The sequence below is a fragment of the Paenibacillus sp. MT86 genome, assembly GCF_058792535.1.
The window spans coordinates 1133674-1149224 of the sequence record NZ_CM179499.1; the positions used below are offsets into that span (position 1 = coordinate 1133674).

Genomic DNA, 15551 nt, shown 5'->3' on the forward strand with positions numbered 1-15551 from the left:
GAGAACCGGAGTTCTCCATCGTCTTGCATGGATCGTTACGATGTTAAGCTGTGCGTTTTTTCAGACGAGTTGTCGGCGCTTTAGGCTCATGATCGCGGTGCGTCATTTTGTTCCACAGGCCGCGGAGGTAAGGGAGAACCCAACGGTCGAGACCGATTTTACCGGCGTTGGCAGCAGCAACGATGATCAGCACTTCAAGCAGCAGCATTTGGGCGTTGGTGCTCACAGTGCCCGAGAAGAGGAACGCGGCGTTCATCACAAGTCCCATCAGAGCAGCGAAGGTGGTGAAGGTACCGAGGATCAGTCCGACACCGACGAGGAACTCACCGAGCGGGATGATGAAGTTGAAGAGCTTCACGCCCGGCAGTGCCGCGTGCTCCAGGAACGCTGCCCACCAGCCTTGGACGGCGGGGTGATCGCCGGCTGCTTTGGCAATCGCGCCTTGCAGGAAGCCTCCTGCTTCGAATCCGCCCGTCAATTTGCCCCAACCTGCCGTCATCCATTCATATCCGATGTAGACCCGAATGATGGTCAACAGCCACATTGCCACTTTGTTTGTTCTCAGCCAGTTGTTAAACATATAAACCACTCCTTAAATGAGTTTTAATTTTTTTGGATTAACATGATTGCTTGGTTTCTAGTGTCGATGATGTGTGTTCTTGTTGCCTTGGGAAGTGATCACCTTCTCTATGTCTTTATTATAAGTGAAAATATTCACAATACATGTGATAAATATCACAAAGTTGTGAACATTTCAAAATGAACTCCTCGTTTAGGGGATTCTGTACACCGTGGTAAGGCTCCTTGGCGCTGATCGTGGTCAGGCAAGGTTCCCAATACGCAAGGCGCGTGATTCGGGGAAGGCTGCTGCCTGCACACATGACACGTGGTCCGGATTGAACGCCTGCGTGTGGCACGTGGATCGTGGCAAGGTTCTCCGTACGCAAAGGCGCGTGATTCGAGGAAGGCTGCCTGCACGCATGACATGTGGTCCGGAATGAGACACCTGCGGGCGGACGTGGATCGTGGCAAGGTTCCCGTACGCAAGGCGCGTGATTCGGCGAAGGCTCTCGGTACGCACAATACGTACTTCTTAATGAGACTCATGCGCGCGGCACATGGATCGTGGACCGAGGTGTGGTTTCAGTCGCAAGTGCATATTCCCTAGCAAAGTTCCCTCACGCAAGATACGTGGTCCGTGGCGAGGTTCTCGGCACGCAAGGCCGTGGCTGGGAAAGCTGCCTGCACGCATGACATGTGGTCCCGAGCATGTCTGGAGGGCTCTTCGATTGACAAACAGCCGCCTGCTGCTGGATTCATAAAGCGCTGCCAACTCAACGGCGTCAAGGGGAACCATGATCCGAATGTATCCCTTCTTAATACAGACAAAGCACGGATTTTGTGATTAAATGTAAATTAAAGTTGAAACGTCGGTTGGAAATTACGGGTAAATGGTCTGGAAATTTAGGGTAATAAGTAATGGGAGCGTTCATAGGGGGAAACAATATGTTTAGCAAAGGGTCTTTGTCTTTTCGTAATTTCGCGTGGAGGACAAGCTTGTTGTCCATGGCGACAGCATTGCTGCTGTCCGGATGCAGCGGCGGTAAACAGCAGGCGGAGCCAACGCCGGCACCCGTGGTGGAGGCTCCGGTCGAGCAGCCGGTCGAAGTGCCCCAGGAGGAAACCTCTTCTCCATATAAGGCACCTCTGACGGGATTGCCGTTAGAAGCGTCACTGACGCAGCGCCCGCTGGCCGTTATGATCAATAACGCACCGGCTGCTAGGCCGCAGTCGGGTCTCAGTCAAGCGGACATGGTGTATGAAGTGCTGGCGGAGGGAGGAATCACGCGGCTGATCGGTATCTTCCAAAGCCAGAGCGACATTGAGAAGATCGGGCCGATTCGCAGCATCCGACCGTATCTGATCAATCTTGGCGAGAGCTACGGAGGCGTTCTGGTGCATGCGGGAGGAAGCCCGGAAGCCTACAGCATCATTCAGAGGCAAGGCAAGCAGGACATGGACGAAATCGGGAATGCAGGCGCCTACTTCTGGAGAGCCAAGGACCGCAAAGCGCCGCATAATCTGTATTCCAGCGACGAGAAGCTTCGTGAAGGAGCCGCTAAGCTGAATTACGGCAACGATGTGAAGGTGCCAGAGTATACGTTCTATCCGGAGGCGATCGCTGCAAGCGCCGATGGTGAAGAGGGCACTGAACCGGTTGAGGTTGTTTCAGGGGAGGCTGCCGAGAAGGTAGAAATCAAATTTTTATTGGACAGCTATGTCGTGGATTATCAATATGACGGTTCCTCCAACACATACAAACGGTCGATTAACGGATCGCCGCATGTGGACCTCAACGATAACGTTCAGCTGGAGGCCGCGAATGTGATCGTGCTGGGGGCGGACCATAAGGTGCTGGATGACGTGGGCCGGCTTGCCGTGAACGTGCAAGCGGGCGGGGAAGCGATGCTGTTCCAGCGCGGGGAAGTCATCAAGGGGCAGTGGGTACGCGCTGCGGGCGATGCGATCCGTTTCGTGAAGGACGGCAAGGAAGTGCCGCTGGTTCCGGGAACGACATATTTCAACATTGTGCCCAACACGCCTTCTTTTGAAAGCCACGTGACGATCTCGAATCCCTAGAATTCGAGGCAGCGAATCAGCCTGCCGTTTCGGGATAATTTGCACGCATACGGAGATGTTAATAGGCAAGGGAATCGAAGGGATATCCATGCATCCTCTGTTTTGTTAGTTCCTTACATTTTTGAGTGTTACTTTTCTATACACACCCTGCCATGGATGTGATAAGATAGTCAAGGTTGTCTATCTTTTCAGGGCGTTCGCGGCAATTTATCGAAAAAAGGGGTTAAGAGTATGAAAATGAAGAAAAAGGATATATTCTTCCAAACGCTGGAGAATATGGCCGATACGGTGGTACAAGCCGCAGACTATTTTTCGCAGCACGTTTCCAATCTTGAAGATGTGCTTGAATTTGCCAACGAAATGAAGAAGTACGAGTCGCAGTGTGATACCTACACGCATACCATCATTACTGAACTCAACAAAACATTTATTACGCCAATCGAACGCGACGACATCATGGACCTGACAACCAGCATGGACGATGTAATGGACGGATTGGAAGCGACCGCATCCCGTTTCTATATGTATCAGCTGGGCAAGCCTGACGAGTACATGGTGCAGTTTGCAGAGATTCTGCGTCAATCGGCTTATGAAATCCAGAAAGCCATTCATTTGCTCTCCCAGAAGAAACTTCTGGCGATTCGTGAATACACGATCCGCTTGAACGATTTGGAGAACCAAGGCGACGAGCTGCTGCGGATCTGCATCAAGGATCTGTTTGCCACCGTCTCTGACCCGATTCTGCTGATCAAGAAGAAAGAGATTTACGAACGTCTTGAGACGACCACGGACACCTGCGAAGACGTGGCAAATATGCTGGAATCCATCATTATGCGCAACTCGTAAGGGAGTCCTGAACAATGGATACAACGATGTTAGTATTAGTAATAGTTGTTTTTTTGGCGCTTGCATTTGACTTCATCAACGGGTTCCACGATACGGCGAATGCCATTGCAACGTCGGTATCGACCCGGGCCCTGAAGCCGCGGGTAGCCATACTGCTCGCAGCGAGCATGAACTTCGTCGGCGCGATGATGTTCACGGGCGTTGCCAAAACCATCGGCGGCAGCGTCGCGGATCCGACCAAGCTGGATAACGGGATCGAGGTTGTTATTGCAACATTGCTTGCAGCAATCATCTGGAACCTGGTTACCTGGTGGTTCGGATTGCCTTCGTCCTCTTCCCATGCCCTGATCGGGGCATTGGCCGGCGCAGTATTCGTCGGTGCCGGAAGCGACATGCTGAATTACGGCGGATTTAAGGACATCGTGCTCGCGTTGATCCTGTCGCCGATTATCGCGTTCGTGATCGGTTATCTGGTCATGCAGCTGCTCAAGGTCATCTTTGCCAAGCGCAGTCCGCATACGGTGAACAAGGGCTTCCGTACGATGCAGATCTTCACGGCAGCGCTGCAATCCTTCACGCACGGTACCAACGACGCGCAGAAGGCGATGGGTATCATTACCTTTGCTCTCGTGACGTCCGGTCAATTGCAGGAGATGGAAGTGCCCTTCTGGGTTAAAGTCTCTGCAGCAACAGCCATGGCGCTCGGTACGTCGGTAGGCGGCTGGAAGATCATCAAGACCATGGGTACGAAAATATTCAAAATCGAGCCGATCAACGGGTTCGCTGCGGATTTCTCGGCCGCTTCCGTTATCTTCTCGGCAACATTGCTTCACTTGCCGATCAGTACGACGCATGCCATTACGTCGGCAATTCTCGGCGTAGGCTCGGCGAAACGCTTCTCCGCCGTAAAATGGTCCTTGGCAGGACGCATCGTGGTAACCTGGTTTATTACGATTCCGATTACGGCCGTACTGGCAGGAGTCATCTTTAAAATTCTTTTCTAGACATGAATCATTACACATAGAGAAACGGATAGTTGTGGGGCCAATCAGGAATCGATTGGCTTTTTTTGTTTAAAAGAATCGATGGTGCAGGGGAAGGGGACAGCCAATCATGATACGCGTACTGGCGATTACGCCAAGCTATGAACCGGTGACCGGGCTTACGCTGGAAGAGATCCGAATGGAGGACTATGCCTGGATCTGGGCCGATTTCAGCAATCCTACGCCGGAGGAAGCGCGGAAGCTGGAGAGCTATTTTCACTTTCATCCGCTGGCGGTGGAGGATTGCCTGCACGTCCTGCAGCGGCCGAAGCTGGATTATTACGACAACATGCAGTTCTTTGTCCTGCATGCCCTTCAGCCGGATACGCTGCAGGCGGTCGAGGTGGATGTGTTCCTGGCCCCTTCGTTCGTGGTCTCCTTCCACCAGCAGGCGCTGCCGGAAATGGACGAGGCTTGGGAACGCGTGCTCTCGGCTGCCGGCAAGGGGCCGCTGGGCCAGGACGGCCCGAGCTTCACGGCGTATACGATTATGGATAAGCTGGTGGACCAGTATTTTCCCAGCCTGTTTGCCATCGAGGACGAGCTGGCCGAGCTGGAAAGCCAAGGGGAGAAGGATTCGGTCGAGGATCTGATGAATCAGGTCTTCGCGCTGCGTTCAAGGCTGCTCCGCCTGCGGCGCACGGTGGTGCCGATGCGGGATCTGCTGTACCGGATCGTGAACTCGCAGCATATGGAGCATCACGCGCACCATGCTTATTTTTCCGACATTTATGACCATCTGCTGAAGCTGGCGGACATGATCGAGGCGGACCGCGAGATGACAGCGGATCTTCGGGATAGCTACATATCGGTGAATTCGAACCGGATGAATACGATCATGAAGACGTTAACCGTCATCACGACGATCTTCATGCCGCTCACCTTGATCGCCGGGATATATGGAATGAATTTCGAGAACATGCCGGAGCTGGGGTGGCATTACGGTTACTTCTTCGTGCTCCTTCTCATGTTCGTACTGGGCGGCGGCATGGTGTTGTGGTTTATGCGCAGAGGCTGGTTTAAATAAGGAGGTTCTAAGGCGGTAAATACTGTTAAGCCAACGGAAGCAGGGATTCAGCTGGTGGATCTGTGTCGGCCGAAGTTCTGGGTTAGCGGTAGTTTGAAGAGAGATAAAGCGGGGAAGGTTGTCCCATACAAGAAGAGCGAATGCTAAATAGCTGTCGTTTCTTGTTCTTTCGTAAGGGGTAAAGGCTTGCTGAGGAGGGACTGCATATGAAACTCGGGCTCAAACGACATCCCAAGAAGCGTTCATCGCGTCAACCTGACGAGCCTTTGCGTTCCCGGCTGCTGCGCCGGATGCTTCGCTTAGCTTGGAAACGAAAACGAAAGCTCGCCGTCACGAACCGTTACGAGGCGGGCATGGTCATCAGCGAGATCGCCACGGGCCTGCTGTTCATCGCAGGCAGCATCATGATGTTCTATCCCCAGATGAAACGAATCCCGACGGTGCTGTACCTGCTCGGCAGTATTACGATGCTGCTGCGTTCCGGTTTGCGCGGTTCCTATTGGTTCCGGTTAAAATCGCTCGAAAGCGTCGAGAATAAAGAAGCAGGCCCCGAAGGGGATTGGACGCGCTGATGAGGATATATAATTTGAAAAAAGATATGGCTCCAGTCTGAGGGTACAGACTGGAGCCTGCGTGATGTATGAGGGCTCCGTGCATCCCGTTATTATGGGCCCTAACGTATCTGATGGACCCATCCTGACAGATCTGATCTCATTCGCTGATCAGAGCCTGCACTGTTAGCTTAGAATTGCACGGCATATAAAAAAGTGTCGTGGGTGCACCGATTACATAGGTTAACGGCGCCGTCTTTTGCCGGAAGACGATTTGCGCGAGCCGGAGCGGCGTCTGCTTCCCGAGGACCGCCGTCTTCTCGGTCTGTATTCGTAGCCGTCTTCATTCTGATCCGTATAGGCAGTCGAAGACGATCCGCTACCCTTCTTCTTAAGTGCGCCTGCCAGCACGGAGAACATAGGCGCAAGCTGCTGGAAGCCCTGCATGACCTTTTGTACCTTGCCGATGTTGTTGACGATGCCGTCGATGCCGCCCATCCGGTCGATGAGGCCCTTGATGTCGCTCATATTGTTGACTCCGAGCCCGCCAAGGAGTTTGCTTAATCCACCGCCGCTGCCGCCTCCTCCGCCGAGGAGACCTGCCAGCCCGCCGCCGCCGGAATTCGAGGAGGGAGCGAGAGCCGAAGCCGAAGCCTCCAAATCCGTTACGCCGTCGGTATATGGATATAACGCCGTTTCACCGACTTCCGGATAATCGCTGTATGGCGTGATGCCAGGGTACGGTGTTGGATCCTGCGGCAGTGATTCATATGAATTGAGGGAGCGATGGTTATTCGTGGGTCGGCGATGATAATAGTGAGAATGACGCGTCATGATATCACTTTCCTTTTTGAGTTAAGATACTATACTGTATGATACGGGCGGGCGATGGGTTTAGGCGGATGTCCCGATTTTCGGGATAGGAGCGGAATCGGGCGATGGCCCAGGAAGATTTTAGCGTGCCTCTTTCGGACGTGAATGAGAGCGTTTATGCGGGATGAGTCCCCCTAAGGGGTGGTCGTCCTGTAGTGCGTGAAATCGTTAATGCTTGAAAATACTATATCCGCTCGGGTACAATGGGAGTGCGAGTGTTATACACACAGTAACAATAGGGGATGATCATCCAGTGCAATTAAAGAAGCTAAATGATAAGAGCATCGATCAATTATTCGAAGCGATATTAACCCTGGACAGCGTGGAGGAATGTTATGTATTCTTCGACGATCTCTGTACCGTGAACGAAATTCAATCCTTGTCGCAGCGGCTGGAAGTGGCGCGCATGCTGGGCAAGGGATGCACATACAACCAGATTGAAGCAGAAACGGGAGCCAGTACCGCCACGATCTCGCGCGTGAAGCGCTGTCTGAACTACGGCAATGACGGTTACAAAATGACGCTGGAGCGTCTGGGACGTTAATTCATGACGAAGCCGGGTGTGCTGGTCATCAGTCATGGCTCACGTGAACGGAAATGGGTGTCGCTTGTGGACGAGGCCGTCCACGAACTGGCATCCCGTATGGATAAACCGGTCGTATCTTCGTACCTGGAATTGGTAGAGGGCCGTCTGATTCAGGACGGCATCACGGTCTTGGAAGACCAGGGTGTCACCGACATTGTGGTCATTCCTCTATTTGTCTCGTCCGGCAGCACACATGTCGACGAAATAGCTTATGCTATAGGAGCGAAGGCCGTTCCGGACATGGAGACGGACCTGGCGCCGTTTCGGGTTCGGTCCCGGGTTCATTTCGGTACGCCGATGGACGACGATCCCGAGATTGCGGCTATGGTATGGGATAAGGTGAAGGAGCTGTCCGCGAACCCGGCGAAGGAGGTCATTCTCCTCGTCGGACACGGCAGCAGGCATGATCTGTTTCGCAGCCGCTGGGAAAAGGGTATTAACTCTTTGGCACAGCGAGTTAGCGAGGTAAGCGGAACCGGCGCGGATTATGCCTTACTCAGTCCCGGCGATGTGCGGGACAAGGTGACAGCATGGATGGAGCGCGGCTGCGATGTGATCGTAGCTCCGCTTTTTTTGAGTGAGGGGTATTTTACGGAGAAGGTAATACCCGATCGGCTTCAGGGGCTGGAATGCCGGTATTCCGGCAGAACCTTGCTTCCGCATCCGCTGCTGCCGCAGTGGATGGAGTCGCAGGCCAAACGTCTTCTTCAATCCTTGAAATCATAAGTAGGTGGCGTATCGTTAATGAGAAATGCAAGGTTAATCTATAACCCAACCTCCGGCCGGGAGGAAATGAAGCGTCGGCTTGCTGATATATTGCACCGTCTGGACAGTGCTGGCATCGAAACCTCCTGTCATGCAACGACCGGAGAGGGGGATGCGACTCGCGAAGCGGCGGATGCCGTCGAGCGCGGGTACGATCTTGTGATCGCGGCCGGCGGAGACGGCACGCTCAATGAGGTCATCAACGGGATGGCCGGCAGGGATAACCTCCCGCCGCTGGGCATATTCCCGCTGGGGACCACGAACGATTTTGCGCGGGCGCTCGGCATCTCGAAGAACTGGGAGGAGTATTGCGATCTGGTGATTCGGGGCGAGACGCGTCCGATTGACGTCGGCAAAGCGAATGATCGTTACTTCATCAACATCGCGGGCGGCGGTACGCTGACGGAGCTTACGTATGAGGTGCCAAGCAAGCTGAAGACGATGATCGGGCAGCTGGCGTATTATTTGAAGGGGATCGAGAAAATGGTCAGCCTGACGCCGCAGGAGCTCATCATCAACGCCAGCGGTCATCCGGCGATCCATGACGAATTCATGGTGTTCCTCATTGCGAACAGCAACTCGGTCGGCGGCTTCGACAAAATCGCGCCGGGCGCGAGCATCGACGACGGCTTGTTCGACGTCATTGCGCTTCGCAAGTGCAATCTGGCGGAGTTCGTGCGTGTGGCTACACTTGCCCTACGCGGTGAGCATATCAACGACAAGCGAGTCGTGCATTTCCGCACCGACTATATGGAGGTCGTCTCTCCGGGACCGGTTCAGCTGAACCTGGACGGCGAGTTCGGCGGCGTTCTGCCGGGCACGTTCCGCGTCCTGCCGCAGCATTTGCGGATTTTTGGCTGAGATGATGGATGGTAGAGATGCGGAAGGCAGGCATGGGGCGCGCGTAAGGCGTGATGGCTGCTGCCGATGGCTCAGCGGGGACTGATCGCATTAGCGATGGATAGGCGATTATGGCGATGGGCCATGGAACGAGATGGAACAGGCCGAGGATCGCCGCTTAGGCTCCAGGCTCTTGTAAGTAAATGATTGGATTTGCAGGCTGAATGGATTGAATAACATACGAGGCTCCCGTATAATGATGGACGTGAGCTTGTGCGCTAAGCTCCCTTGGGGGAGCTTTTTGTTGTTTAAGCGAATGAAGGTTAACGGAAGATCATCCGCTATTAAGTGCGTGTTCAAAAAGGTCGGTTTTCAGCACCGAGAAGGTTGGATGAAGCTAGGGACTGAGGAGTGGAGCGTACGCTTGAGTACGTGAGCACCGGAAGGCCCGGCTGAATTCAAGATTCGATGTCGAGTGGCTTCCTGATTCACCTTCGTGTTAGATATAGAATTTATGAGTTATCAGTGGAACTGATGAAATTCTATATCGCAAGAAAACCTACTTATGCATCGCGGTCGCTCATCCTTGAAGTGGCCTCGATATAGGTTTTCTTATCAAAAGCGAGCTTTTTGAACAACTTCTATTATGGATGGTGTTCCGATTGGGAATATAGAGTGGTAAGGGACAAGTTGAACGGAAAGAAGTGAACAGCACATCATGAAGAAGAACCGCAAGGGAAGCGACACGCGCCGCAGCGGCAAGCCGGCGGCTTCGGCGGCCCTCCTGGACCTGCCGGTGGCCAAGAACGACGAGGTCGTGATCGATATTATAGGAATGAACCATGACGGGGAAGGGGTCGGCCGTGCAGAAGGCTACACCCTGTTCGTTCAGGGCGCCCTGCCGGGCGAGAAGGCACGGGTGAAGGTGCTTAAGACCAAGAAGCAGTATGGCTACGCCAAGCTGCTGGAGCTGGTCCAGCAGAGCCCCAATCGCATCGCGGCCCCCTGCCCGATCTACGACCAATGCGGCGGCTGCCAGCTGCAGCATATGAATTATGCCGGCGGTCAGCTGGAGTGGAAGCGCCAGCTGGTGGTGGACAACCTGGAGCGGATCGGGAAGCTGCGGGTGGTGCATGAGGCGAAAGATGCTGGAGCGACGCGTGCGGGCGATGAGCGGAGTGGCACAGATGGTGGAGGGGACATTGCTGAAACCAATGGGGCGAATCCTGCCGTGTCCAGCATTGATTCAGATCAAGAGGGGATTCTCGTGCGTCCGACACTCGGTATGAGCGAGCCTTGGCGCTACCGCAACAAGTCCCAGGTGCCGATCGGCGTAACGGAAGGCGGCCTGGTCGGCGGTTTCTACGCCCGGGGCAGCCACCGGATCGTGGACATGGAGACATGCCTCATCCAGCATGAGCAGAACGACGAGGTCGTCAGCCGCGTCAAAGCCATCGGTAGGAAATTAGGCATCACCGCCTACAATGAAGAGACAGGTCAGGGCCTGCTTCGCCATGTCGTGGTGAAGATCGGTTTTGCTACCCGAGAGATGATGATTGTGCTCGTCACGAATGGCGAGCGGATACCGCGCGTGAACGAGTGGATCTCTGCGATCCGTGAAGAGCTCCCTGCCGTGGTGAGTGTTTGCCAGAACGTGAATACACGTAAAACGAACGTGATTTTCGGTGATGTGACTCGCGTCTTGTGGGGTCGTGAGGTCATCCATGATTATATCGGCGACGTGAAGTTCGCCATTTCCGCACGTTCCTTCTATCAGGTGAACCCGGCTCAGACCGAAGTGCTGTATGGCAAGACGGTGGAGTATGCAGGATTAACCGGGGAAGAGACCGTGATCGACGCCTATTGCGGCATCGGGACGATATCCCTGTTCTTGGCCCAACATGCCAAGAAGGTGTATGGGGTCGAGATCGTGAAGGAAGCTATCGAGGATGCACGTGCGAATGCCGAGCTCAATGGTATGAAGCATGTAGAGTTTGAAGTCGGCGCGTCCGAAGACGTGATTCCGCGCTGGAAAGAGCAGGGCATCGAGGCGGATGTCATCGTCGTCGATCCGCCACGTAAGGGCTGTGATCCGCGATTACTGGAGACGATCCTTGAGATGAAACCGGAGCGCGTAGTTTATGTGAGTTGTAATCCGTCCACGCTGGCAAGGGATTTGCGGGTGTTGGAGGATGGCGGGTATCGGACAGTGGAGGTTACGCCGGTGGATATGTTTCCGCATACGGTGCATGTGGAGAGTGTTTGTTCCTTGATATATAAGGGTTTTGAGTGAGTGGCAAGGGGAGTTGGGGACGAAATGGGGGCGCTAGCGATTTCGCGTCCCCATTTGTTTTTGCGGTGCTAGAATTGTCAGTAGCCGTTGTAAACTGGCGTAGCACTTGACTAAGTGAGGCCGTTTAAGATTATTCGCGGGGGAACCATACCATAAGTGACGGCGAAAAATTAGGGTGAGCTTACTGTTGTTGTAGTAGTTATTAGCTATTTGTTTTCAACTGATTATAGTAGGAGCGATAATGCCAATGGCTGACCTAATAATCTCAAATAACAATGTCCCTATCGAATCAACCGAGAACCCGATTGTATTCATATCTGATTTGCATTTTGACTATACGAAAAGAAAATTCAAGGCAAAAGCAGCTTCGCAAATGAATAGTGATTTTATTTCATTTATAAAGGAACGGTATGCTGACAGCATATTATGCTTGGCAGGAGATTTTTTCGATAGCTATAAAAAAACACTTTCGTTTGTGAAAGAGCTAGAGGAAAAACAAATAGTGGGTTTTTTCGTGCTTGGAAATCACGATTACTGGAACAACGGTACAAAGAGTATTATAGATATTATCAATCTGTTTTCCGATGAAACACAAGATAATCAATATTTAAAATTTCTTGTTACTGGCCGCAAATACTATTTTAACGATATTTGTGTTATTGGAGATACTGGTTGGACGAGTTTTCGGCGTGGAAAGCGCCAAGTAACGTTGAAGCAGTTTATGGGTCTTCCCGATGCCAAAAAGGTAAAGGATTTTAGCCCTAAAAAGATTATAGCTTTACACGATGAGTGGGTGTCTTTCGCTAACGATGTATTAAACAATGAAGAAAAGGTATTGATAGTTACCCATTTCCCAATGGTTGATTTCACGAAAGAAGATAAAGACTGCTGGTGGAGTTCAACAACTGTACTCAAAGGTGACAATAGTTGGCGAATATTCGGACACACCCACAGAAGTGAACAGCAATACAACAATATTTCATCACAGCGTGGATACAACAATAATGATGCGGAAGATTTGGAACGAAAAGGGATTAAGCAGTACTATCCCCATCACTTTGGAAAATTGGAAAAATCCGTTGACCAACATAGTATTATTGTTTCGAGTAATTTTGAGTCCATATCAAAGTTCCACTCCCCTATCGTTGTGTCGAACGCCAAAAATGAATTGGGATTAGTTTCAACTGTAAAACGAAGAGGGTATAGGCGGTGCGCTGCAAACAAGCATAATTTTGCAGTTCTCGCCAATTCACCAGAAGCTTATCTTGAAAGTGTAAAAGTGATAACTAATGGGAATTTAAGAGATACATATATTGGATATATTTTTTCTGGGCGTATATCCAGTCAAGTGGTAAAAGCTATTTATCACTCAATTGCAATCATAGAAAGTGGAGACTTTTCAGACGTAAGGGCTTTTATTACTGCCGCTGTAATAACTGGATATGTTTTTAACAGAATGCCATTCCTTATTGAAGGAATGCGTCCATTGGATGACTACGATGTGGTGAGATTTTGGCTAATGCTATTAACAATAAAACATTATGGAATTGACATGGAGTCAATTAATAATGTGCGAAGTGACAACAAGAACCTTATCACATTTTGCAACGTTGATATGTATTTGCCAGCAGTAAACGACTTGTCGCTCAACGCAGATGAGGTACAAATGTTGATGCAGAAAACGCCGTTGCTGCCTCGACCAGGCGCATTATTAGAAAATCAAAATACTTAAATGTGCCGCTGTAACGTCCGAAACCAGCTCGTGCGCCGTGATGAAATGGACGGTTGCCTTTTCAGGCAGCGCGGAGAACCGTACCATAAGTGACGGCAAAATTTTTAAAAAGCTTGATTCAAGAGTGTTTACAAGAAACGGAACGCAATGGTACCTTAAACCTATTGGGTGGTAGTTTGAATCTCAAAATTGAGATCGCAAAGTTTATATGAAGGGGTGTTACTAATGAAGGCTAAAACAATCGTGTTGTTTAACCACAAGGGTGGAGTAAGTAAGACAACAACAACTTATAATCTAGGTTGGAAATTAACCACACTTGGTAAGAAAGTACTTTTGGTTGATGCAGACCCTCAATGTAATTTGACCAGCCTATTATTAGGGGACTATTTCGATGATTTTTATACTAAGGAACCTACCAACTCTGAGAATTTAAAAGATGCTGTGAAAGTAGCTTTTGAGGGTAAACCAAGGCCGATTTCAGCTATTGATTGCTTTGTTCCCCACAACAATCCTAATTTATTTCTTATTCCTGGTCACATGGATTTATCAGAATATGACCCATCGTTAAGTCTAGCTCTAAACAGTAATAATGCAATTTCAACCTTACAAAATCTTCCGGGTTCTTTTTATGAACTTATAAGACTTTGCTCGGAAAAATATGATATCGACTACGTTCTCATTGATATGAACCCAGGCCTAAGTGCAATTAATCAGACTTTTTTTATGTCTTCTGATGCGTTTATCATTCCTACAAATCCTGATCCGTTTTCAATAATGGCACTTAAGACACTGAAGACCGTGCTACCTCGGTGGAAAAGATGGTCTCTTCAATCAAGGGATATATTTAAGGATGCTTCGTATCCCTTGCCTAGTACCGAAATGAAGTTTATTGGTGAAATAGTACAAAGGTTCAATCTAAGAAATCAAAAAGCCGCTCGACCATATCAGGGTAAAATTGAGGAAATAAAAACATACATTGAAAGTGAGCTTGTGCCAGAACTCGAAAAACACTCAATGACGTATGATATCTCGGAACTAGTACGTAGCGGTAGACTCGAGAACCATTGTATGGCCGAGATACCGGAATTTGGATCATTACTACAAAAAGCCAATATCGCAATGGTTCCAGTGTTCGCCTTGACAGATCAGCAAATAGGAGAAACAGGGCTAGTTTTAGATCAGATGGCTTCGAACCGGGACAGATTTAATCACACTTTTACTAATATGGCTAATGTTGTTTTGGAGCTTGTAAAATGAATTCATCATTAGAGCTGTTTAAATCAATTTTAGAAGATACCAAGAATACAAGAGCATTGTATCAATTCTTAAAAAATGTGGTGAAACCCCCATATGATTATTCAGATTTATTAAGGTGGCAGTGGGCACAGTCTGTCTCAGCTCTTGATAAGTTAATACATGATTTGGTTAGGGTAGGCATGGTTGAATCTTTTATAGGAATTCGCCCCCCAACCCCCAAGTTTCTTGGCTTTGGTTTTACATTAGACACACACTTACAATTTCTTCAAAATGATGCATCTGCAACATATCTATTTGAACAAATGGTTACACAGAAGCATGGTTATTTATCTTTTCAAGAGCCTGACAAAATATCAGATGCGTTATCAAACATTTGGAATGAGCACCATAAGTGGCAAAAGATATCTGCAGAACTTGGATTAAATGAAAGTTATACTAAAACACTTTTAAAAAACATTTCTATTCGCCGTAATCAAATTGTACATGAAGGTGATTACTCTAACAGTTTGTTACAGCGACAGCCAATTAGTGAAGAAGATGTCGATACTGTAATAGACTTTATTGAGAAATTAGGAGAGGTAATTTATTGTCTGGTAGAATTAAAAGATGATTAATTCGACTAATAATATTTTCGTGTTATTGGCTCTATCAGACTTCATATCCACTTGGGATATGATAAATATTAGGAAACTACAGCGAATGTCCTCCATGTGCTGTCGATCATCATAAATCTACACTGATTATAAGTAGGAGAGGCTTCTTATATAAAATAAAGGTAACTTTGATTTTCATATTTCATCTAAGCATAATTAAGGGAATTTAATGAGGTAGTGAACGAATACTGCCACATCTAAAGATTTATCACTATTAATTATTCCACACATATCGAAGGTATTTCTTTGTTAGTTACGAATTGATACAGGATTATAAATCCCTTTTTTAAAAAGGTTTATTCGATGATACGACCAAACCTGCTTAAACGCCGGTTAGGTCTCCTTCTTTCGTAATTTAATATTCCTTGATATCCTTATTATAAGGAAGGCCAATGATTCGCAACACGTGATATCGTTTAACGGAATAGATACGACTTCATAATGG

The 15551-nt window shown here is 49.6% G+C and carries 15 protein-coding genes; 13 read left to right on the plus strand and 2 right to left on the minus strand.

What is annotated here, in order from left to right:
• Positions 1 to 43: 43 nt before the first annotated feature.
• Positions 44 to 580 carry a DoxX family protein gene (locus tag AC3RCL_RS04845; RefSeq protein WP_119849908.1) on the minus strand — a complete coding sequence of 179 codons (537 nt, stop codon included), beginning with the start codon at positions 578 to 580 and terminating at the stop codon, positions 44 to 46.
• Positions 581 to 997: 417 nt separating this feature from the next.
• Between AC3RCL_RS04845 and AC3RCL_RS04850 the strand changes: the two genes are divergently transcribed.
• The 6 genes from AC3RCL_RS04850 to AC3RCL_RS04875 all read left to right on the plus strand — a co-directional run bounded on the left by AC3RCL_RS04850 (position 998) and on the right by AC3RCL_RS04875 (position 6128).
• Positions 998 to 1168, plus strand: a complete 171-nt coding sequence (locus AC3RCL_RS04850) for a hypothetical protein (RefSeq protein WP_492534673.1) — start codon at positions 998 to 1000, stop codon at positions 1166 to 1168.
• Positions 1169 to 1566: 398 nt separating this feature from the next.
• Positions 1567 to 2640 carry a DUF3048 domain-containing protein gene (locus AC3RCL_RS04855; RefSeq protein ID WP_492536261.1) on the plus strand — a complete coding sequence of 358 codons (1074 nt, stop codon included), beginning with the start codon at positions 1567 to 1569 and terminating at the stop codon, positions 2638 to 2640.
• A gap of 231 nt (positions 2641 to 2871) precedes the next feature.
• On the plus strand, positions 2872 to 3486 hold the full coding sequence (locus tag AC3RCL_RS04860; protein WP_012819132.1) for a DUF47 domain-containing protein: 615 nt from the start codon (positions 2872 to 2874) through the stop codon (positions 3484 to 3486).
• Positions 3487 to 3500: 14 nt separating this feature from the next.
• A complete protein-coding gene (locus AC3RCL_RS04865; protein ID WP_009592277.1) occupies positions 3501 to 4490 on the plus strand; it encodes an inorganic phosphate transporter in 990 nt (329 codons plus the stop codon).
• Positions 4491 to 4599: 109 nt separating this feature from the next.
• Positions 4600 to 5556, plus strand: coding sequence for a magnesium/cobalt transporter CorA (gene corA / locus AC3RCL_RS04870; protein WP_090912271.1), 957 nt, complete (start codon positions 4600 to 4602; stop codon positions 5554 to 5556).
• Positions 5557 to 5762: 206 nt separating this feature from the next.
• Positions 5763 to 6128: a YrhK family protein gene (locus AC3RCL_RS04875; RefSeq protein WP_009592295.1), complete on the plus strand. Its 366-nt coding sequence runs from the start codon at positions 5763 to 5765 to the stop codon at positions 6126 to 6128.
• A 222-nt stretch (positions 6129 to 6350) separates the two neighbouring features.
• On the opposite strand, the gene AC3RCL_RS04880 is transcribed toward AC3RCL_RS04875, so the two are convergent.
• The gene (locus AC3RCL_RS04880) at positions 6351 to 6941 is read right to left on the minus strand and encodes a hypothetical protein (protein ID WP_492534674.1); all 591 of its coding nucleotides are present in this window, start codon (positions 6939 to 6941) and stop codon (positions 6351 to 6353) included.
• 292 nt (positions 6942 to 7233) lie between these two features.
• On the opposite strand from AC3RCL_RS04880, the gene AC3RCL_RS04885 reads away from it, so the two are divergent.
• From AC3RCL_RS04885 to AC3RCL_RS04915, 7 genes are all read left to right on the plus strand, one after another.
• On the plus strand, positions 7234 to 7524 hold the full coding sequence (locus AC3RCL_RS04885) for a YerC/YecD family TrpR-related protein (RefSeq protein WP_009592310.1): 291 nt from the start codon (positions 7234 to 7236) through the stop codon (positions 7522 to 7524).
• A 3-nt stretch (positions 7525 to 7527) separates the two neighbouring features.
• Positions 7528 to 8292: a sirohydrochlorin chelatase gene (locus AC3RCL_RS04890; RefSeq protein ID WP_492534675.1), complete on the plus strand. Its 765-nt coding sequence runs from the start codon at positions 7528 to 7530 to the stop codon at positions 8290 to 8292.
• 18 nt (positions 8293 to 8310) lie between these two features.
• Positions 8311 to 9192 (plus strand): diacylglycerol kinase, encoded by an 882-nt coding sequence (locus AC3RCL_RS04895; RefSeq protein WP_096774998.1) that lies wholly within the window; start codon positions 8311 to 8313, stop codon positions 9190 to 9192.
• A gap of 697 nt (positions 9193 to 9889) precedes the next feature.
• Positions 9890 to 11464 carry a 23S rRNA (uracil(1939)-C(5))-methyltransferase RlmD gene (gene rlmD / locus AC3RCL_RS04900; RefSeq protein ID WP_492534676.1) on the plus strand — a complete coding sequence of 525 codons (1575 nt, stop codon included), beginning with the start codon at positions 9890 to 9892 and terminating at the stop codon, positions 11462 to 11464.
• Between the two features lie 247 nt (positions 11465 to 11711).
• On the plus strand, positions 11712 to 13196 hold the full coding sequence (locus tag AC3RCL_RS04905) for a metallophosphoesterase (RefSeq protein ID WP_492534677.1): 1485 nt from the start codon (positions 11712 to 11714) through the stop codon (positions 13194 to 13196).
• Between the two features lie 225 nt (positions 13197 to 13421).
• A complete protein-coding gene (locus AC3RCL_RS04910) occupies positions 13422 to 14453 on the plus strand; it encodes a ParA family protein (RefSeq protein WP_492534678.1) in 1032 nt (343 codons plus the stop codon).
• Entirely contained in the window at positions 14450 to 15067 is a 618-nt protein-coding gene (locus AC3RCL_RS04915) for a HEPN domain-containing protein (protein WP_492534679.1), read from the plus strand. The genes AC3RCL_RS04910 and AC3RCL_RS04915 overlap by 4 nt, the downstream gene beginning before the upstream one ends.
• Positions 15068 to 15551: the final 484 nt, after the last annotated feature.

Coding starts and splice junctions, on each gene's coding strand:
- AC3RCL_RS04845 (WP_119849908.1), bottom strand. CDS start 580: ATGTTTAACAACTGGCTGAGAACAAACAAAGTGGCAATGTGGCTGTTG.
- AC3RCL_RS04850 (WP_492534673.1), top strand. CDS start 998: ATGAGACACCTGCGGGCGGACGTGGATCGTGGCAAGGTTCCCGTACGC.
- AC3RCL_RS04855 (WP_492536261.1), top strand. CDS start 1,567: ATGGCGACAGCATTGCTGCTGTCCGGATGCAGCGGCGGTAAACAGCAG.
- AC3RCL_RS04860 (WP_012819132.1), top strand. CDS start 2,872: ATGAAAATGAAGAAAAAGGATATATTCTTCCAAACGCTGGAGAATATG.
- AC3RCL_RS04865 (WP_009592277.1), top strand. CDS start 3,501: ATGGATACAACGATGTTAGTATTAGTAATAGTTGTTTTTTTGGCGCTT.
- corA (WP_090912271.1), top strand. CDS start 4,600: ATGATACGCGTACTGGCGATTACGCCAAGCTATGAACCGGTGACCGGG.
- AC3RCL_RS04875 (WP_009592295.1), top strand. CDS start 5,763: ATGAAACTCGGGCTCAAACGACATCCCAAGAAGCGTTCATCGCGTCAA.
- AC3RCL_RS04880 (WP_492534674.1), bottom strand. CDS start 6,941: ATGACGCGTCATTCTCACTATTATCATCGCCGACCCACGAATAACCAT.
- AC3RCL_RS04890 (WP_492534675.1), top strand. CDS start 7,528: ATGACGAAGCCGGGTGTGCTGGTCATCAGTCATGGCTCACGTGAACGG.
- AC3RCL_RS04895 (WP_096774998.1), top strand. CDS start 8,311: ATGAGAAATGCAAGGTTAATCTATAACCCAACCTCCGGCCGGGAGGAA.
- rlmD (WP_492534676.1), top strand. CDS start 9,890: ATGAAGAAGAACCGCAAGGGAAGCGACACGCGCCGCAGCGGCAAGCCG.
- AC3RCL_RS04905 (WP_492534677.1), top strand. CDS start 11,712: ATGGCTGACCTAATAATCTCAAATAACAATGTCCCTATCGAATCAACC.
- AC3RCL_RS04910 (WP_492534678.1), top strand. CDS start 13,422: ATGAAGGCTAAAACAATCGTGTTGTTTAACCACAAGGGTGGAGTAAGT.
- AC3RCL_RS04915 (WP_492534679.1), top strand. CDS start 14,450: ATGAATTCATCATTAGAGCTGTTTAAATCAATTTTAGAAGATACCAAG.